Consider the following 24,719-nt stretch of genomic DNA (forward strand, 5'->3'; position numbering starts at 1 on the left):
AAAAAGTATCTTCCTGTTTTACGCTTGTACGCTTCGCTGCCTCGTGCCTCGTTGCTGCAGGGTACCGCTTCAACCAGGGCTAAATAGCCAATGCAGTATTTCATTTGTGGCTGCAGGTAGCAGAAACCTTTGTTACTACAGCCGATAAAGCGGAATGGCCCGGAGCGCAGCGGTGATTATAAGGTATGAGCCATAAGTCAGTCAGTACAATCCGGCCATTTCGAGATGTAAAAATGCAAGCATATTGTTTTAAGCTATTTTTCACATCACATCAATGAACACAAAAAATTACCTTAATTCTTTTCTTTATCCAAAATCGTAAAAGTTTGTACCAGCCGCTCTCCATTTTCATCAACTAGGGTTAAGGTATGTTTACCAGGCGGCGGACTAATGGCCAATTGATGAAAATTGGTGGTAGTGCTTACGTATTCATTATCAATGTGCCAGTATATTTTGGCACCTGGATTTCTGTGCGCTGCATTAATTACGATTTTACCTCTTGATCCATCCAGTTCTAACGGGATGTAAACGATCGCATTATTTTTAGGGTAAATAACTTCCATCACGCTGTTTCCGCCCGATAGGTCGCAGCCTGTTTTAAAAGGAGGAAGCGATTTATAGTCGCTATTTTTTATTTTGTAATAATATTCCATCGCTGGTGGTAAAATAAACCAGTTTTTGTGTTGCATTTGTGTTGTACTTTCACATTGGTCCGTAACCCGGTAAGTACCTGTTTTGTCTAAATGAATCAATTTGTGAAAAGGACAAACCGCTGTTTTTTCTCCGGCAACAGGAGTGAGTTCTTGCATTACATCGGTGCAATATTCTCCGGCTTTGTAGCCGCTTTGTTTACATATCTGAATTTTTTTGAGTTTGGTGGTGGGTATCTCAAACCATTTACCAGTGGGTAATAACCTAAAAATATCAAAGAGTACCGGCGCAGCCGCTTCTATTCCCACTAATCCGGGCCTGCCTTCACCGTCGGCGTTACCTACCCAAACGCATACCACATAATCAGGTGTTAAGCCTATGGCCCAGGCATCGCGGAAACCGAAACTGGTACCCGTTTTCCAGGCTACCCTTTGCGAGGAAGAAAATTGTTCCCACAACCCTTCATCACCGGGGCGCATTACTTCTTCCATGGCATTAAAGGTTGCCCATATGGCACCATGATCTAAAAATGAATTGCGCTGATAGTCTTTTTCTTCTTTAGTTTGCTGATTAAAGTAAGTTGCCTGTTCATAATCTTGCGGGTTGTAAAGACCCTTATAGGTATTAAAATGGTTCAATGTGCGCACCATACCCATATAGGTATTGGCCAGATCCCACATCGTAACTTCACTGCCGCCTAAAATTAACGATAATCCATAATGATCTGCAGGCTGATTCAATGTGCTTATCCCCAATTTTTTTAATTTATCATAAAATCGTTCATATTTATATTGCTGCAACATTTTCACTGCGGGAATGTTTAAGGAACGGCTCAATGCTTTATCGGCAGCAATGGCCCCATCATAACCCAGATCATAATTTTGTGGTGAATAACCCGCTATTTGAGTAGGAATATCTGGAATTAAAGTATGCGGCAATATATACCCATCATTCATCATACTGGCATAAAGCAGTGGTTTTAAAGTACTACCGGGACTTCGCGGTGCTTTGATCATATCCACATGGCTTTGCAGTTCGGTGTTTTCTGGCTGGTAGATGTTACCTACATAACTTACCACCTGGCCGGTCCTGGTATCGAGTACCAATGCCGAAATGTTGTTAATGTCATTTGCCCGATAACGGTTGTTATACCTTTTTAACAGGGCATTAACTTTTAGTTGTATATTTTCATCCAATGTAGAAGTAATTCTGGTAGATGGGATTTTAAGATTCGCTCGTTCCGCTTTAAAACGGTTTAACAGATGAGGGGCATTTTGGGGCAGGGGCATAGGCTTGCCCGGAACAGGTTCCAGTTTGGATAAATTGGCTGTGGCCTGATCGATGTATTTCAACTGAGCCAGCTTATCCAGAAGATCATTTCGCTTTTTAATCAGTCTGGTTGAGTTTTTTCCGGGATGAACCAGAGAAGGACTGTTAGGTAGTACGGCTAAAGTGGCCATCTCACCCCAGGAAAGCGTTTTAGTGTCACGACCATAATATCGCCAACTTGCCGCTTCCAACCCTACTACATTACTTCCAAATGGCGCATTGGCTGCGTATAGACCGATAATTTCTCCTTTTGAATATTTTAGTTCCAAACGGAAAGCTAAAATCACTTCCAATAATTTTTGCCAAATGGTCCGGTCTTTTTTTCGGGATAAACGGATGACCTGCATAGTTAGTGTGCTACCACCACTTACTACACTTTTTGCCCGCCAGTTTTGTCGCATGGCCCGGCTCATGGCCAATACATCTACACCCAAATGGCTGTAAAATCTTTTATCTTCAAAAGCAATAATGCAATCTTTAAATTTTACAGGAACGCTGTCTGCCACAGGGAATCGCCACTGCCCGTCGCTGGCAATTGCAGCACTTAGTAAATGGCCATTGCTGGCCTCAATCACATAGGAGGTAGGCGTTTGGAAAAGTTTTGACGGTAATGAAAAGAGAAAAGCCAAAAGCAATACCAAGCAAATAAGATCGGAAATAAGGAAAGCTTTTGGGATTTTGTTCATTCAATTTGAAGTATAAATTTCGGTCCGTGTAGACACGGACCGGGGCTGTTTTTTAGTATTTGTTCGTTAAAGTGCGAATCCCGATGCTGGTTTTGGCGTTTGGTAAGCACATTATTTTGAGATAGCTTGTTTTAAATCTCAAACATTGCCAGGGTTCGTGGAGACACGAACCAATAGCAATTCCTACTTCACCACCTGTACCCATTTGCCAGCTTCAGTGGCCGAAATATCATTGTTATACATCGCTTCACATTGAACGGCAGATAAGTAGTATTTGCCCAGGTAAGACGCATTAAGTAATACCTTATACACCAGGCTTTCGCCTTCCCTTATATTAAAATAGGTAAAAACGCGATCATCCCTGATGTCCTGGTAGGTAAATGGCGATGAAGCCAAGATACTCTGATTATCATTTACACGGGTATTGATGATTTCCCATCCCGAAGGGAAAATCTGCGTTAACGCCATTTGTTCGTAGTATCCCATTCTGCCAGGATTTTTAACGGTTACTTCAGCATAAAAATCTGTTCCTTGTTTAAGCGTAGCAGGATCCAGAACTTTTCCATTTAAACGCTTGTAGACCACACTCATATCTAAAACATCTGGACGATTAGGTAAGAAATTATTTTGACCAGCAACCGGCTGCCCTTCTAAAACCAAACGAACAAAAAGTACATTATTTCCATTATTGGTAACCGAAGCCATATTTCCTTTAAAAGTTACCGGTGTGCTATTGAGATATTGATTTGAGTTTACAGGGGCAGATTTTCCATCCAATACATATTGATATTGCAACTTATTAGCCGATTGGTTGGATCCACAGAATTTAGCGATAGCAAGCAAACTATAAGCAGTTGTTTGTGTGCTGTACCAGGTGTTTTCGCCTAATTTGGCTGCCAAAGGCTGCAATAAACCGGCAGCTTTTGCTTTCTGACCGAGTAAGGTTAAGGTTTCTAAAATCATAGCTTCATCACGCATATCAGAGCCATAGGTTCCACCTAATTGTTTATAGGGCTGGATGGAGGCATCCAAACCCCTGATCATATTTTGAGCTACTTCATTCTGGCCGGCCAGTTTATAAGCTGCTGCCAGGCGCCATTTCGCGGCTACAGATAAATATTGGAAAGCTTTTAAACGGTTCATGGCTGCCATTTCTGGTTTTTTAGCCAGTGCCAGCATGTATAAGCGGTACGCCTGCGATAAATCGCCACCATAAAAATTATTGCTGTTTGGCGCCCAGTTTGTGGCTTTCGATTTTTGAAAGCGTAATAACTCATCTAAAAGACCAACAGGTAAGGTATAACCAGCATTTTGAGCCTCTATTAAAAAATGACCAGCGTAATTACTGCCCCACTCGTCAGATGTGCCTTCTCCAGGCCAGTAAGATAAACCGCCGTCAGGAGTTTGGAAACCTTTTAGCCTGTTTATGCCAGCCTTGATATTTTTTTCTGTTTTAGCTTTCTGTTGTTCATTCAATGGGCTCAGCCGATCTAAAAACAACTGAGGGAATATGCCCGATGTGGTCTGCTCAATACAGCCATGCGGATATTGAATCAGGTAACTCAATCTTTTGCCGAGATTAATTGCCGGGATAGAAGAGACCTCCAGCGAACCGGAGTTGGTACCCGTCATTCCGATCGGTAAATAGTTCACGGCCCATTTGGTATGTGGCTGAACGGTTGCAGAAACTACATTGGTGATATAGGGATTTGGATTTCTAATATCCATTTCTACATCATAAACTGTTTTTTCGGCTCCGCTTTGTGCAATCACTTTTACTTTGGCAATACCTACGGTATTGGGTGCTTTCACCTCAAAGTAAGCCATTTGTTCGCCGGTTTGCTTATAGTAAAGTTGTTGCGTGTTAGTACCCTGAACAATTAAATTATTTGCCTGCAACTGTACCGATACATTTTTAAGGTTTTTCTCTGTGGCAAATACGGTTACCGGTAAGGTAAAACTTTCACCAGGTCCAATAACCCTTGGCAGGGTGGCCAAAACCATTAGAGGCTTTTTAACCTGAACAGATTTTTCTGCAAAACCATATGCCGCATCCTGTCCGGCAACTACCATGGCCCTTACCGCACCGATATATTGTGGTAATTTAAACTTATGTGTTTTACTTTCGCCTTTACCAATGGTAAATGGTCCCATAAATTTAACTACAGCTTTAAATCGGTTGGCTTTTGCAGGATTTAAATTTTTGTTGATGCTGCCATCACCGCCAATACTTAAAATGCGTTCTAAATTTCCACCCCATGCACCCAGTACATAGTCAAATAAATCCCATGTTTTAACACCCAAACCTTCGCGGGCGTAAAATGCAGCATGAGGATCTGGTGTTTTAAATCTGGTCAAATCAAGTAAACCTTCATCAACCAGGGCGATAGTGTAGGTCATGGCTTTGCCACTTTGTTCGCCAATAGTGATGGTGTTTTCGGTTTCCGGTTTAATTTTATCGGCCATTTTAATGGTCGGTTTTAGTATCGTTTGCGGATCTTCTATAGCAAGTGGAATAGCTCCATACATTCTGATCGGTAAATCGTTAACCGTTTGTGCATGCGGTTGCAATAAGGTAATGTTGGCAAACACATTAGGTGCCATTTCTTTCTCAGCCCTGAATTTGAATTGTGTTTGGCCAGCTTTGGTATCTATCCAGAACGTTTTCAGTACACGGCTGCCATTTTCGATCGCAATTAATGCTCTTCCATTTTTGCCCGTAGGTATGGTTAAGGTAATATCTTCTCCAACGGTGAATTTTTCTTTATTAGCTGTAAACGATAACATAGAGGCCTCTGTGGGATTACTACCCTGTTCACGTTGTGCCCAGCCCGGCCAATCGATATAAACCGACTTTCCCGTCACATGTCCGCCATTTACATCGCGTACCAGAATTAAATAACGTCCCCATTCCGGTTCATCAACGCGCAAATTCCAGCTTCCTTTTCCGTTAAATAAATTTACCTGGTGACTTTCAATTAATTTGTTGTACTGGTTTTGGGTAAAATTTGCATAGGTATACTGGTCATCCTGTTCCCACCACCAGCGCCATTGGGTTTTATATAATTCTACCGTAACAGTTTTGGTTCCACTCAATAATTTACCGTCTGTATTTACATTTACAATTTCCACTTTATGTTCTTTTCCGGTAACGAGCATACCGCTTAAACGGTCGCCTTTTTCGGTACGGATGCCCAGATAACTGTTGTACACATGATAAGGAATACTAAAATTATCGATACTGAAATTACCTCCGGGTTCGAAAACCTTAGTGGTAAAATTCGCCCTCAACACACCAGGTGCGGTATTGTTCTCATTAAGGTTGGTATTGATCTGAGCAGTACCGTTCTGGTTTAAAGTACCTTCAAAAATGGTTTTAACCTGCGATTCGAAATTAACTGTGGGGTTATCAAAATTAAAACCTTCAAAGCCTTTAAACTTAGTTTCGGTAGTGTTTAAGTTTACATCAACCTTAGCTTTTAAATTCTGCGCAACAGCACCAAACAGCCACCTGGCCGATAGGGTAGCGGAAGAAGTGCCTGCACTTAAATATGTTCTGTTACCAATATTGAAATCAATTTTCAGGCGGTTTGGCATTACCGTTTCAATTTTTAGGGTTTTGGTAAAAGTAGCGCCTCCAGCTTTAACTTTGGCCATCCAGTTACCTGTTGGCGCAGTGTTTTCTGTCGCGGTTTTAAAGGTATAGAACCCATTTAACGGTTTGCCATTGATTAGTCTCTGATAAAGCTGGCCTTTAGGGTTATAAAATTCCATGGTTACCGGATAGTTGGCCGGAAGTTTTTTGAGTTTATCTTCCAGAACGAAAGAAACAAATACACTATCACCTGGTCTCCATACGCCACGTTCTCCATAAATAAAGCCTTTTAATCCACTTTGAACAACATCGCCGCCCACATCAAATCTGCTTAACGGCAGCGAACTGCCATCGTCTAATTTAAGGTAGCTGCGTTCCGAGCCATTTTTTGCAATCAATAAAAATGGTTGGCGTTTCAGATCGAACCTGGCAAAGCCATCGCCATCAGTTTTGGTGGTAAAAATGATCTGTTTCTGATAGTCCATTAATTCGAGGCTTACACCACTTAATGGTTTGGCGGTTAATAAATCGGTTGCCACAATCAGCATGCTGTTATCATTGCCGCGTTTGGCCACCAAACCTATATTTGAAGCAATTAAGTTTCTGCTGGCCCAGCGCTGGCTGGTATAAAATGATGGTGTACACGGATTGTCTTTATCATTCCACCTGTAATCAGAAGGGTAATAATTATTATAACGTTGCCAAAAATCATCATCCTCATCGATTTTTTCACCGTAACCTCCATCATCACCGTATTCGTTTTCTTCATCACCGCCATCGGCCTTGTTATCCCCGGCTTTGCAATTATAGGCATTATATTCCTGCCTGAATGCGATGGTAACCCGGTACATAGCTCCCGGTTCCGTACGGATCATCTTATCAAGGTCAAGTGTAAAACGGTTTTTTTTATGAAGGTTAAGCGCTTTATCTTCATCCAAACGTATCGTTTTTTGCAGAATAGGTTTGGCCACCCGGCGCAATTCGTTACCATCTTTGTAACTATTGGTCTGGAAAAACTGCGGAATGTTGTTTTCATAAATTTTGATTACTGTAACGTCTACCGCTTTTAAATTAATGGCTTCAAAAGGTAAAACCAGTTTTCCGGAGTTGGGTAAAATGGTACCGGCACCCGCAATGGTCACCGCTGGTAGTTTATCTTCAAAAACAAGATTGGCCATTTTGCCATCAGACAGTTTTTTCCCATTAATATTCTCAACGCCGGTGTTTACAGTAAGGGCATAGTTGCCTTTCAGTTCTTCTGATGCATAAACTTTAACCTGACTGGCATCAATGGTATATCTCAGATCGCTCAAATTGCCCAAGGTAATCATACCGGTTAAATCCTGCCCCACGCCAACCGGTTCAGAAAACTGTACCAATGCGTAATCTTCTTCTCCCTGAATAGCCTTCATATCCAGAATTTCAAATTTATTGATTGCCGGGACGCGAACTTCTACTTCACCTTTTTGATCTGCATCAATGGCATCACCGTCCCATTCTATTTTTAATGTCTGGTCGTTGCCGATCTTTTTGATGCTGTCAATAGTGAATTTCGAACTGTTTTTCGCCGGGTCGTGCTGCCATTTAATGTTTAATTTCTGGTCAAAATCCAGTGAAAGCGTTTTTTCTATCTTACTGGTCTCTTCCACATCGGCAGTGGCTACTTCACCGGTGAGTTTCATGTAATCTAAAGAGGTATTATTCTGCGAAACCAATCCGTTTTGAGTGAGCATCAGCCCCGGGGTGATTACTTTAAATTCGAAATCGAAATTTTCCAGACCTTTTTCTGTATCAGAAACTTCCGAAAGTTTAAAGGTAGCCTCATAGTTTTTACCTGGTTTAAGGTTTTCATCAGGTCTGAATTCAACCGTTTGAGGGTCTATCCAATAGGTTTTTCCAGAGATGGAAGGGGAGAAGTCGAAAAGCTCGCGTGTATCTGCTTTGCCCAGATCCTGCATGCCTGTTGCAGCGTTAGCCAGGTGTACACGGATAAAACTCTTTTTAGAGATGGTACCGGAAGTATAAGCTTCGATGTATTTTGCGTAAGCCTGGTTTTCTTCGTTGCTTTTCTTTTTTCTATTGAAATAGATTAATACAATTGCCGCTATTGAAACGGCAAGCAAGCCAATAAAAATAAATTTCCTTTTGGATGATGATTGGTAGGTAGATGGTTGTTCCATGTATGAAATTCGTTAAGATAAATGAGATATAATCCTGCGGTTGGAGCAATTGCTATGCCGTAATTAAACGCCTTTTTACCGAAAAACTATATTTCATCAGAAAATTAACTAAAATCAATGCTTTATAAAATAATGTTGAAAATTATAACGAATATGTTGCTCATTTAAGGGCTTTTGGATAAGTTTACCAAATCAACTTTAAATGACCAGATATGATCAGGAAACTTTTAATTTTTTCGTGTTTATTAATTTCTACAACTATTTGTTTTGCGCAGGAGAAAAATGCAGAAAAAGAAGTTGACAAAGCGGTAGATCAGCTTATTGGTTTGATGGTTAATCCAGATAGCCTGGGTTTAGACCAGTTGCTCCTTAATAATTTAAGTTATGGTCATTCAAGCGGAAAAGTGCAAACCAAGCAAGAGTTTATACATTCGCTGCTTTCTGGTGAATCTGATTTTGTTGGCGATATTATTTTAGGCGACCCAAAAACAATTATTCAGGGAAATATAGCTTTGGTAAGACATAAGCTAATGGCGCAAACCAATGATAAGGGAGTAAAAGGAAGTGTAAATTTATATATCCTTTTAATCTGGAGCAAGGAAAAGTCAGGCTGGAAGTTGCTTGGCAGACAAGCGGTCAAGGTGCCTTAAGTTGGTTGGAAGTTTTCAGTTCGCAGTCTTGGAGTCCTAAGCATTTACCGGCTATTTTAGATTATATAGCATTAATATTTTAAACTGAACCTGACTCTGGACCAGGGGCTCAAGACTATTTAATCATCACCCCGGGCTTATTTATTAATGGTATTTTAATCAGGTTGGAATCGATGATGCTTTCTGGCAGAAATATAAACTTTTTATCGTAAATGGTACTGCCGATATAGTAGCTTAGCCAATATTCGTTGGTTAAACCAAAAACTTCAGGATCAATTGCCTCTACTCCTGCAAAAGAATTGGCTTCCATATCGCCAATATAGTGTCTTAATACAGAAGTTTTTACCTGCTTACCATCTTTTTCACCATAACCTTTAGAGCTGATCAATACATTGCTTATGGGTTCGCTTTTGAGATTAACCAGATAAACTGTCCAGTTTTTCACTTCAGGTGTTTCACCCATGAGCACCACCGCCATGGCAATATCTTCAACTGTATTTTCTGGTAAATCTGCTTTCATAACCATTGTTTGCGTCACTCTGATCCGATAACTATCGGATTTATTTCAGAGTCTTGAATAAAAGATGCTGAAACACCCGTCCGACCGGCCGGGCGGAAGTTCAGCTTGACGATTTTTGTTTTATTTTTTCTTCGCTGCCGCCTTTTTTGCTGGCGCCGCTTTTTTCTTTGCCGGTGCTTTTTTCTTTGTTTCGAAAGCATTTGGCACTTGCTCCACAATCATTTTCTTAACGGTTTCCAAATCGATGTCTGCCAGTTCTTCAGGCGTATATTTTTGTTTGGTTGCCTCGTTGTTCCGTAATTTAAGCATCTGTTTGCCAAAACGTATAAATGGTCCCCAACGGCCATTTTCGATAGAAATTTTTTCGGCATCCCAGGTTTTGATATACCTGTTGGCCTCTTTTTCTAACTTTTTGCCAATTAAGGTATTGATATCTTCCTGTGTTAAATTATCGAAATGATATCCTTTTGCCGGGATATTGATAAAAAGATCGTTCCATTTAATAAACGGACCAAAGCGGCCTTTTCCTTTTGTTACGCCTAAACCTTCGTAAAAAGCAATAGGTGCATCGGCATCCATTTTTTCTTTGATAATTTCAACCGCCCGCTCGTAAGTTACCGACAGAGGTTCTTCGTTTTTAGGAAGAGAAATAAAACTTTCGCCCCATTTAACGTATGGGCCAAAGCGGCCAACCCCAACCATTACTTCTTTGCCTTCGAAATCAGGAAGCTGAAAAGGAAGTTTAAACAGTTCCAGCGCTTCATCCAAAGTAATGGTTGCAACAGATTGCGTGCGCATTAAGCTGGCATATCGCGGCTTCTCCTCGTCGTCCAGTTCTCCGATTTGAACCAGCGGACCAAATTTACCTACTTTGGTGTATACATTTTTACCCGTTGCCGGATCGATCCCCAGCAAGCGCTCGCCGGTGGCGCGTTCTGCTGTTTCGAGTGTTGTTTCTACTTCAGTATGAAAGGGGTTATAAAACGAATGCAACATTTTGGTCCATTCCTGTAAACCCTGCGCAATTTCATCAAATTCTTTCTCCACCTTTGCGGTGAAGTTAAAGTCAACAATGCCCTTAAAATGTTCTACCAAAAAGTCGTTTACAACCTCACCAATATCGGTTGGGAAGAGTTTTGACTTTTCGGCACCGGTAATTTCCGATTTAATTTCTTTTTTTACCTTTCCATCGGCTAAAATAATGGCGGTAAAATTACGCTGTTTGCCATCTCGATCACCTTTTACCACATAACCACGGTTTTGTACCGTAGATATCGTCGGCGCGTAGGTAGAAGGACGACCGATACCTAATTCTTCCAGTTTTTTAACCAGACTGGCTTCTGTATATCTGGCTGGCGGGCGCGAATAACGCTCCGTGGCCTGCATCTCTTTTAAAAATAGTTCCTGCCCTTTTGTTAAAGGAGGTAAAATGGCACCACCTTCTTTTTCTTCGTTTTCCTCATCGTCGGTAGACTCCAGGTAAACCTTTAAAAAGCCGTCGAATTTTAATACTTCACCTTCAGCAACCAAATGTTCTTTTCTGGTTGATGCAGTAATCTGGGCGGTGGTTTTCTCGAACAATGCCTCACTCATCTGCGAGGCAATGGAACGTTTCCAGATCAGCTCGTACAAACGTTTCTCTGAAATATCCCCGTCTACCGTATGCCTGTCGAAATAAGTAGGGCGGATGGCTTCGTGCGCTTCCTGTGCACCAGCTGATTTGGTTTTATACACCCTTGGCTGATGATATTTTTCGCCATAAGCTGATTTAATTTCGGCAGCAGCGGCATTAACAGCCGTTTCTGATAAGTTGACCGAGTCTGTCCTCATGTAGGTAATCTTACCGGCCTCATATAATCTCTGTGCCACCTGCATGGTTCTCGCAACCGAAAAACCTAATTTTCTGGAAGCTTCCTGCTGTAGGGTAGAAGTGGTAAATGGAGCTGCAGGATTGCGCCTGGCAGGTTTTGTTTCTAAACTGCTGATATCGAATTTCGCATCCACACAGTCCTGAAGATATTTCTCGGCATCAGCCTCATTTTCGAAACGTTGTGGCAGTTCGGCCTTCACCATTTCTTTTCCCCTGCCGGTTGAGAACTGGGCAGTAATTTTATAGGCAGCGGTGGCATTAAAGTTTAAAACTTCACGCTCCCTGTCTACAATTAAACGTACAGCCACCGATTGTACCCGGCCCGCAGAAAGAGATGGCTTTACTTTTTTCCATAACACGGGCGAAAGTTCGAAGCCCACCAAACGGTCTAGTACACGCCGGGCCTGTTGAGCGTTTACCAGGTTATAATCAATTCCCCGCGGACTATCAATTGCCTTTAAAATGGCCGGTTTGGTAATTTCATGAAAAACAATGCGTTTTGTTTTCTCCACTTTTAGCCCTAAAGTTTCGAATAGGTGCCATGAAATGGCTTCTCCCTCGCGGTCCTCATCGGATGCCAGCCATACCATTTCGGCTTCCTTCGCTAGTTTTTTTAATTCGGAGACAACGTTTTTCTTATCGGCAGGCACCTCATAGGTTTGGGCAAAATTGTTTTTGATATCAATCGCCATATCACCTTTAACTAAATCACGGATATGGCCATAGCTAGATTTCACCAGGAAATCTTTGCCTAGATAGCCTTCTATAGTTTTAGCTTTTGCGGGTGACTCGACGATTAATAAATTTTTGGCCATGAAATACGTTTTTGTGCAAATAAAGCTATAATTAAGGCATAAATCCAAACCCGAGGAGAATTTAATACAAAAAAAATCTTAAATGCTGGTAAAGTCTGTCCGGTTTTATGGTGATTTTAATCTGGTTTTAATTCTTTTGAAAAGCAATTGCAGTACCGGATAGGTAAGGCCTTGGTCCCGCCTTTTGCTTCAAATCCTCAACCTCGTTCCTCAGTCTCCGGGTTTTCCGCTTCAGCCGGGTTTAGGTGGCCTGGCAGGTGCTAGCATTTAGGTCGTAATGACTTTGTGCCAACATGTTAAAATAGCTAAATGAAAGCCTTCATATAGCTTGTTTGATCACTGATCAACTTAATTTACATGTAAATCACACCTTTAAAAACTATTTGTACCTATATTCGTATATAAAAATAAAAACAACGATGATCAGCACAATTCTAATTCTATTAAACTTATTGGTGTCGCCACCAAAAAATGTTTACGATTTCAGCTTCAAAACCATTGATGGTAAGGAAATTAAACTTTCTAAATTTAAAGGAAAAAAAATCCTAATTGTGAATACCGCATCTAAGTGTGGTTTTACGCCTCAGTATGAAGATCTGGAAAAACTTCAGAAACAATACGGCAAAAAGGTGGTATTAATTGGTTTCCCTGCTGGTAACTTTGGCGGTCAGGAATTTTCTACCAATGCAGAAATTAAAGAGTTCTGTACCGGGAAATATAATGTTTCGTTTCTGCTGGCCCAAAAAACCAGCGTTAAAGGCGATGATATTAGCCCATTATTTAAGTATTTAACTACTCAAACCAATACCGAAGAACAGGGAGACATTAAGTGGAATTTTGAAAAATTCTTAATTAATGAAAAAGGAGAACTGGTACACCGTTTCCGTTCCAAAACAAAACCTACCGATGAAGCCATTACTAAATTCCTGTAAAAGGATTTAAAATATAAGATGGAAGATGTGAAATCTCCATTTTTCAGATTATTTAAGAGGTAAAATGGTTAATAGCCATTTTACCTCTTTTTGTTGATTAACCTGATTTTATTAGTATTTTAATATTTGCGGCAAGTACCTGTTTTTTGTCGTTTCCAGCCTAGGTATCACGTTATGCTGATCCGATAGTTATCGGATTTATTTTACAAGCGGAAAATGCATTTTTAGTTGTCTTGTAACGAATTAATCATTAAAATCTTATTTTTCACGAAATGCCCCGGATTGAATTGTCTTCTATGAGTTCGCTCAGACTTGTTATGGTTGATGGCCCGTCTATGCAGCTATTCCAAAAGAACGAAAACATAGCATTACTTAATCGGGTCCGATATTATTAGCTGGGTATCAAAGCTGTTGAAAAAAGATAGGGGCTTAAATCCTTAAGCCCCAAATAAACCAAACAAACTATTTATGAAGTATATATATAACGCCTGTTTAAGCAAATAGTTTTTGGAAAAAATGAATTAACCTGATATTTATATCAATTTAGCAATTGAATACGGGTTGATAAGCTTAGAAAAGCCATATTGTAACCTAATTGATAGAAAAATACAAGTGTTTTTGACTTTAAACTGTTAAAACAGGTTAAGTTGCGCAGGCTGGTATAGACTAGGGTCAAAAGAATAAGGTTCTGTTATATTTTGCCCGCTGCCAACATAATAAAGCTCCGTTTCTTCATATCTCGAAGCCACTTTGATAAATGTATCGCCTGCCACATTTTTAAAAAGGCTTTCCACCAGGGCTGCATCGTTATTGTCTTTCGATAAATGGCTTAGTAATAAATGGCTCATGTAAGGCGCTTTGTGATTGATGAACAGGTCCAAGGCTTGTGCATTGCTCAGGTGGCCGTGGCCATTTGTTATTCTTCTCTTCAAAAAATAAGGGTATCTGCCGTTTTCCAGCATTTGTGCGTCATAATTGGCTTCTAAAAAAGCGGCATGGCAATTTTTGAAATGTGCAATCAGGCGATCGCATACCGAACCTATATCGGTAAAAACACCAACACGTACGCCGCTACATTCAACCGTAAAACTGTAAGGATCTGCAGCATCATGGAATTTAGAAAAAGCAGCTATCTTCAAACTGCCGATCTGGATATTCTGCTGATGACTTAAGGAGAAGGTGTTGTTCGCGTCCAGAATAAGTCTGCTGTTTTTTAAAGTTGGCGCACTAATGTAAACCGGGAGTTTATACTTTTTAGCAAAAACAGCCAGTCCTTTTATATGATCGCTGTGTTCGTGAGAGATAAAGATTGCTTTTACTTTACTTATAGAAAGGCCCAAACGGTTCATGCGGATTTCAACCTCTTTACAAGTCAGGCCAATATCAACCAGCACCGCATCATGATCATTACCGATATAGTAACAATTGCCATTGCTGCCCGAATTAATGGAGGTGAAATATAGTGCCATTTTAGGGTTGCAAGATACGGCTTATTTGGCGAAGGAAAAAAGAAAAACTATGTTTTGGCGCCATTGTGTTCTACCAGGCGCGAAAGCAGGGGCAGGAAAGCCTGTATCAAATTGATTTCTTCCGAAGAGAAAATTTTTTCCATGGTTTGTACCAGCCATTCTTCTTTTATCTTTCTGGTGGCGTTAAGATGTTTTTCGCCAAGTTTGGTCAGTCCGATAAAAACTTTTCGCTTATCTTCCTCACTGGGGAAACGTTCTACACACTCAGCATCAAAAAGGCGGTTAATGATCTGAGAAATGGCCTGTTTAGATACCCTTTCCATGTCTGCCAGTTCGGTAGACAGCATTTTGCCATGTTGCTCCAATAGCGACATGGTTAATAGTTCAGCGTTGCTAAATGCTGAACTTACATTCTGTTTGCGCAATGCCCTGGTTAAGCGGGTAACCGTGCTTCTTAACTTTGCGGCAATCTCCTGTGTTTGAGTAGGCATCTTATTAGTAAATAAACTTTACAAATATAAGGCTTTATTTTTTAATCATAAACGAAGTTGTTTTTTTTGGTGTTTAATTTTTGATTTTAAAATGATAAAACTTAACCTTTTTGGTTTTAAGGTTGTTTTGAATTTTTATACTTTTGTAAAGTTACTTTACTATTTTAATCATGAGTATTTTCCGTTCACTAAGGCATTATAATTACAGGTTGTTTTTTACAGGTCAGGCAATTTCATTAATTGGAACATGGATGCAGCGTGTTGCAATCAGCTGGTTGGTTTACCGTTTAACCGGGTCAGCTTTTTTATTGGGATTGATTACTTTTTTAAGTTTAATCCCTTCGCTGGTGCTGGCACCATATGCAGGTAGTTATGTAGACAGGCATAACAAGTATAAGGTATTGGTTGTTACCCAGATTATTCTCATGCTGCAGGCTGGTGCGCTGGCATTAATGATCTGGTTTAAAGTATATGATATGTTCTGGATTGCAGTACTTTCGCTGGTTCAGGGCCTGGTAAATGCTTTTGATGTGACCGCCCGCCAATCGTTAATGGTAAATTTAATTGATGATAAGGAAGATTTGCCCAATGCTATTGCACTCAACTCTTCGATGTTCAACGCAGCCAGGTTAATCGGGCCGGCACTGGCAGGGGTCATCTTGAGCACGCTGGGAGAGGATATTTGTTTTATCATTAATTTTGTGAGTTTTATTGCTGTTTTGGCTTGTATGGTGATGATGAAGCTTAAACTCACCGAACATCAAAAACCGACAGAAAACATCTGGTTTGACCTTAAAAAAGGATATGACTACCTCAAATCATCTCCCGATCTGGCTGCCATGGTATTAACAATGGCTGCATCAAGTTTACTGGTTATTCCTTTTACCACTTTGCTGCCTGTTTTTGCAAAAGATATTTTTAGCGGAGATGCCACCACTTTTGGCTGGTTTGAAAGTGCTGCCGGATTTGGCGCTTTTTTCGGGGCCATTTATATGGCTACTTTAAAAGCAGGTCAGAATCTGCAGAAAATCGTCATGATGTCGGGTATTTTGCTGGCTGTTTCCGTTGTGGCATTGGCGATATCGCCCTCACTTATTCTGGCTTTAATTTGTACCAGTTTAGCTGCTTTGGGTTTAATGGCACAAAATTCATCAATCAACACTTACTTGCAAACCCACGCCCATGACGAGATGAGGGGCAGAACCATGAGTTATTATATTATGGCGTACCAGGGGGTGTTACCAATCAGTAGCTTGTTAATGGGGTATCTGGCGCATCTTTTCGGTACCCAGTTGGTGGTCGCTTTTGAGGGGGTAGCAGGATTATTGATTGTAGCGGCGTTTGTATACAATGAAAGAAATAGAAATCAGTTCAACAGTAAGGCAATATCATTGAATTAATATTTCATCTGTTTTTTATGTGAGTAGCTGTTACCCCGAACCGAGCCTAAAGAGCTCACCGAAGGTCATTTATTTCAGGACTTTATGGATGAAGACGCTGACCTCGCAGTAGCTACAAAACCATTGAAAATATTAATTTATACCAGTAAAATAATTCCGGTAGCTGTCAGATCAGCATCACAATAGCTTGGATACACCACCTAATGCGTATCGCTATGCACCACCAACTTACAGTCTACCATCACTTTCTGATGGTTTTTCATGTCAATTTCCTGATTGATTAACCGGAGCAAAAGTTTAATGGCATTTTCTCCTACCGATTCAGGGTTCTCTTCAACAGAGGCGATAGGAGGCGAATCGAGGTAACTGATAAAAGCATTATTTCCAAATCCTATACTTTCAATCTGATCAAAGTTAGGGTGGTTGGATGTTCTCAGGTATTTTAAGGCATCAAAAAGGATAGGCTCTTTAAAAGCCACCAGCGCAGTAGGCCTGTTTTCCGGATCGGCAAATAATTTCCTGATGGCCGTGATGGTATTTTCCCGATCAAAATCGGTGTAAGCCACCAATGCTGATGAAAAAGGCAGTTGGTTATCTTTTAATGCATGAATGTAGCCATTAAAGCGATCATGTGTAAAGTTGATCATTTTTGGACCACCCAAATAGGCAATTTTCTGATGACCCCTGTCGATCAAAAATTGAGTAGCCTGATAGCAGCCCTGAAAAGTATTGCCCAATACCTTATGGCAGCTTAAATTAAAACTCGGGTTCCGGGTGTAGTACACTACAGGAATGCCCATCTGCTCAAACTGATCAAGGTGCGCAAAATCCTGTGTATGTTTTGAAATGGCCACAATCAAGCCATCAACGCGGCTCCTTAACAACATATTTGCCGATTGGATTTCCTTTTCCAGCTCATCATGCGATTGACTGATGATCACATTGTATCCGTTTTGTGTAGCAAATTGCTCCACCCCATAAATGCTCCGGGTAAAAAAGTGATCTAACAGGTTGGGTAAGATCACACCGATAATGCATGATCTTCTTTCCTTTAAATTAATGGCTGATTTATTGGGCGTAAAACGGAGCTCACGGGCCATTTCCTGTACACGCTGCTTGGTGTAAGTATTTATGGATGGGTAGTTATTAAGCGCTTTTGATACTGTTGAAACTGACATCTTTAACTTCTCCGCCAGGAATTTCAGTGTTACAGGGGTATGGTTCGTCATCTTTTCCAATCTCAGTACATAGTTAAGAAAAAATGCAATTATTTCAAACGTTTGAAATGTAGTTTACTTGGATTTTAAGACGTTTTAACCTACTTAAAACCATTTAATCTCTTCAGCTTTTCTAAATTCGCAGTCAGGATACAAACCATACAAAAACATAATCTTGCTCAAATTTAGGCCATTGAGAGCGAAACCGTTTGCAATTAATTGTTAGTTTTGAAACGATCAATTAATCATATTAAAATTTAAGTTATGCTAAAAACAACCTATAGCGTATTTTTAATCTGCTTTTCGCTACTTTCATCATTCTGTTACGGTCAGGTTACCGCTATACAGAATATTCAGGGCAGGAAAATTCAGAGCCTTAACGGTAAATGGAATTATATTATCGATCCTTACGAAAATGGTTATTACGATTACCGTCACAATCCCTATGATCAATCTAAAACCGGATCAGGCGGTTTTTACGACGATAAAGTGCAAAAAGATAAGTCAGAGCTGATCGAATATGATTTTAATCATTCTCCGCAAATGAATGTTCCGGGCGATTGGAACTCGCAATCAGAAAAACTGGAACTTTACGAAGGCAGTGTCTGGCTCCGTAAAAAGTTTGATGCAAAACCCGAAAAGGGGAAAAAATATTTCGTCTACTTTGCGGCAGTAAATTACGAGGCCCATGTTTACCTCAACGGAAAAAAACTGGGCGTACATAAAGGTGGTTTCACACCTTTCCAGTTTGAGGTAACCAATAACTTAAAAGCTGGTGAAAATTCACTGATACTTAAGGTTGACAATGTCCGTAAACAGGATGAAATTCCGACGGTAAATACCGATTGGTGGAATTATGGTGGTATCACCCGTGATGTTTTTCTGGCGGAATTTCCGGATCATTTTATCAGTGATTACAAACTTCAGCTGGTTAAAGGCAACAACAACCTGTTAAGTTTTTCGGTAAAACTGGCTGATGCCAGTGCCGGACAGGAAATTACGCTTTCCATCCCGGAGCTTAAGCTGGAGAAGAAATACAAAACAGATGGAGAAGGTAAAATTGCCGATGAATTTATCTGGAACAATTTAAGTTTATGGTCGCCTGAAAACCCAAAACTATATGCCGTAAATATTAAAACTGATAAAGAAAATATCGATGATAAAATCGGGTTCAGAACCATTCAGGTAAATGGCGATAGCATCCTGTTAAATGGTAAATCTGTTTTTTTAAGGGGCATATCGCTGCATGATGAAAACCCGATTTTAGCCGGACGTTTACGTTCTGAAGGCGATATGCGCATGATGTTGCAATGGGCTAAAGATTTGAACTGTAATTACGTGCGTCTGGCCCATTACCCGCACAATGAAGAAATGATCCGCCTTGCTGACGAAATGGGGCTGTTGGTTTGGGCCGAAGTGCCTGTTTACTGGACCATTAGCTGGACCAACCCCGCCACCTATGCCAACGCGAAAAAACAATTGACTGATTTAATTGTACGCGATAAAAACAGGGCAAGTGTAATTGTTTGGTCGATAGGGAACGAAACGCCGCTTAGCGATGCCCGTTTGAGTTTTATGAGCAATTTAGCTGAAGCGGCCCGCGCTTTAGACGATACCCGTTTGATAGCTGCCGCTTTAGAAGTTCACAGCGAAGGCAATACCATGGTTTTAAACGATCCTTTGGGCGAAAAAATCGATCTGGTTAGTTTTAATGAATATGCTGGCTGGTACTGGGGCGGTAATCCATCTGAAATTACCAAATACAATTTTGATATCAAATATAAAAAACCTGTAGTGGTTTCCGAATTCGGCGGTGATGCTCTGGGTGGATTCCATGCTGATGAAAATACCCGCTGGAGCGAAGAATACCAGGAAGCCTTGTATAAAAACCAGATTATCATGTTGAGCAAAATCGGTGCTTTGCGTGGTATGACACCATGGATTTTAACTGATTTCAGATCACCAAGAAGACAGCACCCCATTTATCAGAATTTCTGGAACCGTAAAGGATTGATCAGCGAAACCGGTAAGAAAAAGAAAGCCTTTTTTGTACTGAAAGATTTTTACGACCAGATGCAGGTAAAATACAAGTAGTAACATCAATAAATTGCGGCAGGCCATTTTAAATAAACTTATGGAGGGTAAATGAACTTAAAACCTAACAAAAAAAAATCATTCGCCATTTGCCTGTTCATAACCCATTAAACCTGTTTATCCTATGAAGCTTAAATTAATCCTTCTGGCAGTAAGTGTATGGCCGATCAGTATGGTAAAGGCACAGCAGGTTGATGTGGCCGTGGCATTTGCGTTGGCCGCCAAACAAACTGATGTATTGATCCAAAACGTAGATTCGGCCCGGAAAATGAAGCCAAACCTGGTTTCGCCACGTACGGTTGAAAATGGGCAGTTTAAAATGGTGGGCTCCAAAGACTGGACCAGTGGTTTTTTTCCGGCAGAACTCTGGTACTTTTATCAGTACACCAAGGATAAAAAATGGCTTAAATTGGCTGAAAAATATACGGAAGACGTGAAGCCTGAACAATTTAATACCGGTACACACGATCTGGGTTTTATGATCTATTGTCCGTTTGGTAACGGATACCGTTTAACGGGCGATCCGGCTTATAAAGCCGTCATCATTCAGGCAGCAAAATCCCTCTCAACCCGGTTTAATGCTAAGGCAGGGGTAATCAAATCATGGGATCATAATGGCGATAAATGGAAGTATCCGGTCATTATCGATAACATGATGAACCTCGAACTTTTGTTTGAAACCACCAGGTTAACGGGCGATTCCTCTTTTTATAGAATTGCGGTAAAACATGCCAATACCACGCTGAAAAACCATTTCAGACCCGACTTTAGTTCCTACCATGTTGTTGATTACGATACCTTAACGGGTAAGGTGTTGCAGAAAGTAACTGCACAGGGTTATGCGAACGAATCGGCATGGGCAAGGGGGCAGGCATGGGCACTATATGGATATACCATGTGTTACCGCGAAACAAAAAATAAAGCCTATTTGACCCAGGCCGATGGCGTTGCAGGTTTTATCATAAATCATAAAGTTACGCCGGCTGATGGCATTCCTTATTGGGATTACAATGACCCAAAAATCCCTGAAGCTTCCAGAGACGCATCTGCTGCTGCCATTACCGCTTCTGCACTTTACGAACTGGCAAAATATAGCGCCAGCGGTCCAAAATATAAAGCTGCAGCCGATAAGATCTTACACTCACTTAGCACAAAATACATTAATCAAACGGGCTCCAACTATGGTTTTATTTTAGCGCATAGCACGGGGCATCGTCCGGCAAAATCTGAAATTGATGTACCCATCAATTATGCCGATTATTATTATCTGGAAGCTTTGCTGAGAAGTAAACAATAAAGGTTCAGGTTGAGAATAGTTGTCTTAATTATCATAATAAACACCTGATAATTAATCTGTAAAATAGACGTGATTGAAGTGAAAAATTAATATCGGTATATAAGATCAAAAAAAAATGATAAAAGAAAGTAAGGGCCTGTTTTCATTGGAAAACAAGGTAGTAGTGGTTACCGGCGCCACGGGTGTTTTAGGCGAGGCCTTCATCAACGGGCTGTGCGCTGCCGGGGCAATTATTGTAGTGATTGGAAGAAACGAAGAAGTAGCCAGGCAAAGGGCGGCAGATGTAATTGCAGCTGGTGGCCAGGCTATTTACATCATTGCCGATGTATTGAATGAGCAAGACCTGACCGAGGCAAATGCCACCATCATTAAAACCTATGGCCGTATTGATGCTTTGGTAAATGCTGCTGGTGGAAATGTGGCTGAGGCCGTCATCCAGCCAGGAAGCGATGTTTTTGAGCTCAACATTCCGGCTTTAAAACAGGCCTTTGATTTAAACCTTTTCGGAACCATTATGCCTACACAGGTTTTTGGTGCGGCAATTGCCAAAAACGGTGGTAGTATTGTCAATATATCATCGGTTTCCGCTACCCAGGCACTTACCCGGGTATTGGGCTATTCAATGGCTAAAGCAGCTGTAGAAAGTTATACCAAATGGATGGCTGTTGAGCTGGCCAACCGTTATCAGGATAAAATCAGGATGAATGCCATTGTACCCGGCTTTTTTATCACCAATCAGAACAGGGCGTTGTTAACCAATGAGGATGGATCTTTAACTGCAAGGGGGCAGGCCATCATTGCTAAAACACCATTTAAGCGGTTTGGTGCGCCGGAAGAATTAGTTGGTGCTTTGGTTTACCTGCTCAGTGATGCCGCTAAATTTGTAAACGGCGAAAGTATTAAAGTGGATGGTGGATTTACGGCATACTCCGGCGTTTAAAGATCATATTATAGTGGGAACAAATACACGGTGTTACTCCTCAAATCTGTATAGTCATATAAATCAGTGCAATCAAATATCATGAAAAAATTAGAACAAACCTGGCGTTGGTACGGCCCTAACGATCCGGTCAGCCTGCAAGACGTTAAACAGGCAGGTGCTACCGGCATCGTAACCGCATTGCATCATATTCCACATGGCGAAGTTTGGCCTTTGGAAGATATCCGGAAAAGAAAAGCCATTATCGAAGCTGCAGGTTTAACCTGGTCGGTAGTAGAAAGTGTTCCCGTGCACGAAGCCATTAAAACGCGTAGGGCAGATGCCGGGCAATATATCGAAAATTATAAAAGCTCTTTGCGTAACCTGTCTGCCTGCGGAATCAAAACCGTATGTTATAATTTTATGCCGGTGTTAGACTGGACCCGTACGCAACTCGATCTCGAAATGACCGATGGATCGAAAGCGCTTTATTTCAACTGGATCGATCTAGCGATTTTTGATCTCTATATCTTGAAGCGGGAAGGGGCAGAAGCAGATTATTCAACATCTGTTTTAGATCGGGCGGCAAGTAAATTCGCTACGTTAAGCGAACAGGATCTGGTTGACCTTCGGATCAATGTACTCATGGGCATTCCGAATGAAAAAGAAATCGAACTGGAAACCCTGCGCAACAGCATTAACGAGTACAAAGCCATCGGCACACAGGGTTTAAAAGAAAATCTGACTTTTTTCCTGTCATCAATTGCCGGGGTTTGTACCGAAGAAGGTATTAAAATGACCATCCATCCGGATGATCCGCCTTATGCCATTTTAGGTTTGCCAAGAATAGCCAGCACGCTCGAGGATTTTAATTACATTATTAAAAGTGTAGATCAGGCTTTTAACGGTGTTTGTTTCTGTACAGGCTCTTTAGGCGCCGGTATGGGGAATAATACCTTGGAAATTTTCAATGCGGTTAAAGAACGGGTATATTTTGCACATTTGCGTAACGTTAAAAAGGATGAAGACGGCAGTTTTTACGAAGCCGATCATTTAGGTGGTGATGTAAACATGTATGAGATCATGAAAGCGCTAACGGCAGAAAACGCATTACGCGATCAGGCTATTCCTTTCCGTCCGGATCATGGTCACCAGATGTTGGATGACCTGGCCAAGGTAACTAATCCGGGTTACTCGGCCATCGGCCGGTTAAGAGGTTTGGCCGAGTTGAGGGGCCTGGAGATCGGGGTAACCGGTAATTTTAACGAATGATCCGTCGTTACCGCACCGGCAGGAATCTGAATAGAACAAACTTAAGCCGTAGATCGAAAGACCTGCGGCTTTTTTTACTGCTGTCCCGATAGAGTCGAAGAATAGTCGGTTTAGGAGCATTTGATTAAAGCTGATTTGGAGCGCAAGGTCTTTGCTAAATGGGGTAGCGTGTCCCTGTTCTTCGCTTCCCCGTACCTTGTGGCGCAGGGTAACCACTCCAGCCAAGGCTAAATTGCGCTGCAGCATTTCATATTTAGCGTTTGCAAAGTGCAGTAAACGTTGTTTCTAAACCCGTTTAGAGCGAAATGGCCCGGATCCCGATTGCATCGGAGCGGACTATAAGCGGAAGCGGTACTGCAAACCGCCAGGAACCATAGGCCGCTTATTTCCTTATTCGACAAACTCAATCATTTGAGTCGGTGTGATATCAACTAATAGGATCATTTAATTCAATATAACCCTATGCAGATTAACACCAAAGGTTTATCTGTGCGTTTTTCATCAATTGTCTTCCGTTTTTTATCATCCTTCGCCTAGTAGACGGATCTTTTAAGCATGAACACCATCGCTGCATATTTATTTGTACAAATTTTCGCTGTAGGCTGCACTTTATCAGTTTCCCGCCAAGCCCTGAAGCTTAACAGCATAACCCAATGGCTACAATTTTAACCCCGCTTCGCTTGTGGCTTGAAATTTGAGTCTTTTAAATCATATGGAAAATAGCAATAAGCCCACGAAGAAAATCTTAAAACCCTCTGTTGTACACGATGATTTACCGGAGGTTCAAAAAACGGTGCAGATGCATCAGGTTCCAGAGGATAATGAGGATATCCTGCCCGAAAATCCGGAAAGAAATTATCACCATGAAGAATTAAGGAGCGTAAGTTCAGGTCACAACGAGATCAGGCAAGCCGATGATGATGTGTGGAATGGAGAAGATGCTTAATGGAGTGGTTACCCCTGTTTTAAAGGCTTTCATGGCTATTAAGAGGGCGAACTTCATCAAATACCATTATGTTTTACGCAAAATAAAAAATTAATAAGGCATAGCATTAATTTTAATTGCTTCGTTCTTAAATACTTATTCGAAATATAAAAAGTACGTTTTAAATACTTTAAAATATATTTTTACATATTCAATAGAACTTCTATATTTGCAGCTCATTAAAAAATGAGCCTCGGTAGCTCAGTTGGATAGAGCAACGGTTTTCTAAACCGTGGGTCAGGGGTTCGAATCCCTTCCGGGGTACTTAAAATGGCTTTCAATGAGAATTGGAGCCATTTTTATTTTGTGACTATTCTGTTTTTTTACTGTTAAACCGGGATAGATGG

The 24,719-nt window shown here is 41.0% G+C and carries 15 protein-coding genes and 1 tRNA gene; 9 read left to right on the forward strand and 7 right to left on the reverse strand.

Features of this window, described 5'->3' with window-relative positions:
* Window positions 1-293 precede the first annotated feature (293 nt).
* A complete protein-coding gene (gene pbpC, locus ACK1I8_RS06505; protein ID WP_412468528.1) occupies window positions 294-2,666 on the reverse strand; it encodes a penicillin-binding protein 1C in 2,373 nt (790 codons plus the stop codon).
* Between the two features lie 183 nt (window positions 2,667-2,849).
* A complete protein-coding gene (locus ACK1I8_RS06510; RefSeq protein WP_412468529.1) occupies window positions 2,850-8,441 on the reverse strand; it encodes an alpha-2-macroglobulin family protein in 5,592 nt (1,863 codons plus the stop codon).
* Between the two features lie 212 nt (window positions 8,442-8,653).
* On the opposite strand from ACK1I8_RS06510, the gene ACK1I8_RS06515 reads away from it, so the two are divergent.
* The gene (locus ACK1I8_RS06515) at window positions 8,654-9,091 is read left to right on the forward strand and encodes a nuclear transport factor 2 family protein (protein WP_412468530.1); all 438 of its coding nucleotides are present in this window, start codon (window positions 8,654-8,656) and stop codon (window positions 9,089-9,091) included.
* Between the two features lie 115 nt (window positions 9,092-9,206).
* Here the strand turns inward: ACK1I8_RS06515 and ACK1I8_RS06520 are convergent, their stop codons facing one another.
* Together ACK1I8_RS06520 and topA are read right to left on the reverse strand one after the other, a co-directional pair.
* The gene (locus ACK1I8_RS06520) at window positions 9,207-9,611 is read right to left on the reverse strand and encodes a hypothetical protein (RefSeq protein ID WP_412468531.1); all 405 of its coding nucleotides are present in this window, start codon (window positions 9,609-9,611) and stop codon (window positions 9,207-9,209) included.
* A 120-nt stretch (window positions 9,612-9,731) separates the two neighbouring features.
* Window positions 9,732-12,296 (reverse strand): type I DNA topoisomerase, encoded by a 2,565-nt coding sequence (topA, locus tag ACK1I8_RS06525; protein ID WP_412468532.1) that lies wholly within the window; start codon window positions 12,294-12,296, stop codon window positions 9,732-9,734.
* A 419-nt stretch (window positions 12,297-12,715) separates the two neighbouring features.
* On the opposite strand from topA, the gene ACK1I8_RS06530 reads away from it, so the two are divergent.
* Window positions 12,716-13,228 (forward strand): glutathione peroxidase, encoded by a 513-nt coding sequence (locus tag ACK1I8_RS06530; RefSeq protein ID WP_412468533.1) that lies wholly within the window; start codon window positions 12,716-12,718, stop codon window positions 13,226-13,228.
* Between the two features lie 632 nt (window positions 13,229-13,860).
* Here the strand turns inward: ACK1I8_RS06530 and ACK1I8_RS06535 are convergent.
* Window positions 13,861-14,697, reverse strand: a complete 837-nt coding sequence (locus ACK1I8_RS06535) for an MBL fold metallo-hydrolase (protein WP_412468534.1) — start codon at window positions 14,695-14,697, stop codon at window positions 13,861-13,863.
* A 47-nt stretch (window positions 14,698-14,744) separates the two neighbouring features.
* On the reverse strand, window positions 14,745-15,188 hold the full coding sequence (locus ACK1I8_RS06540) for a MarR family winged helix-turn-helix transcriptional regulator (RefSeq protein ID WP_412468535.1): 444 nt from the start codon (window positions 15,186-15,188) through the stop codon (window positions 14,745-14,747).
* A gap of 170 nt (window positions 15,189-15,358) precedes the next feature.
* Here ACK1I8_RS06540 and ACK1I8_RS06545 point away from each other — a divergent pair, with 170 nt between their 5' ends.
* Entirely contained in the window at window positions 15,359-16,588 is a 1,230-nt protein-coding gene (locus ACK1I8_RS06545) for an MFS transporter (RefSeq protein WP_412468536.1), read from the forward strand.
* Window positions 16,589-16,788: 200 nt separating this feature from the next.
* On the opposite strand, the gene ACK1I8_RS06550 is transcribed toward ACK1I8_RS06545, so the two are convergent.
* The gene (locus tag ACK1I8_RS06550) at window positions 16,789-17,817 is read right to left on the reverse strand and encodes a LacI family DNA-binding transcriptional regulator (RefSeq protein WP_412469352.1); all 1,029 of its coding nucleotides are present in this window, start codon (window positions 17,815-17,817) and stop codon (window positions 16,789-16,791) included.
* A gap of 252 nt (window positions 17,818-18,069) precedes the next feature.
* Between ACK1I8_RS06550 and ACK1I8_RS06555 the strand changes: the two genes are divergently transcribed.
* From ACK1I8_RS06555 to ACK1I8_RS06580, 6 genes are all read left to right on the forward strand, one after another.
* Entirely contained in the window at window positions 18,070-19,899 is a 1,830-nt protein-coding gene (locus ACK1I8_RS06555) for a glycoside hydrolase family 2 protein (protein WP_412468537.1), read from the forward strand.
* Window positions 19,900-20,023: 124 nt separating this feature from the next.
* Entirely contained in the window at window positions 20,024-21,196 is a 1,173-nt protein-coding gene (locus ACK1I8_RS06560; RefSeq protein WP_412468538.1) for a glycoside hydrolase family 88 protein, read from the forward strand.
* A 115-nt stretch (window positions 21,197-21,311) separates the two neighbouring features.
* Complete coding sequence (locus ACK1I8_RS06565) at window positions 21,312-22,136, forward strand: SDR family oxidoreductase (protein WP_412468539.1); 825 nt, start codon at window positions 21,312-21,314, stop codon at window positions 22,134-22,136.
* An 81-nt stretch (window positions 22,137-22,217) separates the two neighbouring features.
* Complete coding sequence (gene uxuA / locus ACK1I8_RS06570; RefSeq protein ID WP_412468540.1) at window positions 22,218-23,387, forward strand: mannonate dehydratase; 1,170 nt, start codon at window positions 22,218-22,220, stop codon at window positions 23,385-23,387.
* 712 nt (window positions 23,388-24,099) lie between these two features.
* Window positions 24,100-24,333 (forward strand): hypothetical protein, encoded by a 234-nt coding sequence (locus tag ACK1I8_RS06575; RefSeq protein ID WP_412468541.1) that lies wholly within the window; start codon window positions 24,100-24,102, stop codon window positions 24,331-24,333.
* 229 nt (window positions 24,334-24,562) lie between these two features.
* Window positions 24,563-24,636, forward strand: a tRNA-Arg gene (locus tag ACK1I8_RS06580).
* Window positions 24,637-24,719: the final 83 nt, after the last annotated feature.

This window comes from Pedobacter sp. KLB.chiD, assembly GCF_047040275.1.
Classification (GTDB): domain Bacteria; phylum Bacteroidota; class Bacteroidia; order Sphingobacteriales; family Sphingobacteriaceae; genus Pedobacter.

Excerpts from the sequence above, each read along its gene's own strand:
- pbpC (WP_412468528.1), bottom strand. The coding sequence starts at position 2,666 with ATGAACAAAATCCCAAAAGCTTTCCTTATTTCCGATCTTATTTGCTTG.
- ACK1I8_RS06510 (WP_412468529.1), bottom strand. The coding sequence starts at position 8,441 with ATGGAACAACCATCTACCTACCAATCATCATCCAAAAGGAAATTTATT.
- ACK1I8_RS06515 (WP_412468530.1), top strand. The coding sequence starts at position 8,654 with ATGATCAGGAAACTTTTAATTTTTTCGTGTTTATTAATTTCTACAACT.
- ACK1I8_RS06520 (WP_412468531.1), bottom strand. The coding sequence starts at position 9,611 with ATGAAAGCAGATTTACCAGAAAATACAGTTGAAGATATTGCCATGGCG.
- topA (WP_412468532.1), bottom strand. The coding sequence starts at position 12,296 with ATGGCCAAAAATTTATTAATCGTCGAGTCACCCGCAAAAGCTAAAACT.
- ACK1I8_RS06530 (WP_412468533.1), top strand. The coding sequence starts at position 12,716 with ATGATCAGCACAATTCTAATTCTATTAAACTTATTGGTGTCGCCACCA.
- ACK1I8_RS06535 (WP_412468534.1), bottom strand. The coding sequence starts at position 14,697 with ATGGCACTATATTTCACCTCCATTAATTCGGGCAGCAATGGCAATTGT.
- ACK1I8_RS06540 (WP_412468535.1), bottom strand. The coding sequence starts at position 15,188 with ATGCCTACTCAAACACAGGAGATTGCCGCAAAGTTAAGAAGCACGGTT.
- ACK1I8_RS06545 (WP_412468536.1), top strand. The coding sequence starts at position 15,359 with ATGAGTATTTTCCGTTCACTAAGGCATTATAATTACAGGTTGTTTTTT.
- ACK1I8_RS06550 (WP_412469352.1), bottom strand. The coding sequence starts at position 17,817 with ATGACGAACCATACCCCTGTAACACTGAAATTCCTGGCGGAGAAGTTA.
- ACK1I8_RS06555 (WP_412468537.1), top strand. The coding sequence starts at position 18,070 with ATGCTAAAAACAACCTATAGCGTATTTTTAATCTGCTTTTCGCTACTT.
- ACK1I8_RS06560 (WP_412468538.1), top strand. The coding sequence starts at position 20,024 with ATGAAGCTTAAATTAATCCTTCTGGCAGTAAGTGTATGGCCGATCAGT.
- ACK1I8_RS06565 (WP_412468539.1), top strand. The coding sequence starts at position 21,312 with ATGATAAAAGAAAGTAAGGGCCTGTTTTCATTGGAAAACAAGGTAGTA.
- uxuA (WP_412468540.1), top strand. The coding sequence starts at position 22,218 with ATGAAAAAATTAGAACAAACCTGGCGTTGGTACGGCCCTAACGATCCG.
- ACK1I8_RS06575 (WP_412468541.1), top strand. The coding sequence starts at position 24,100 with ATGGAAAATAGCAATAAGCCCACGAAGAAAATCTTAAAACCCTCTGTT.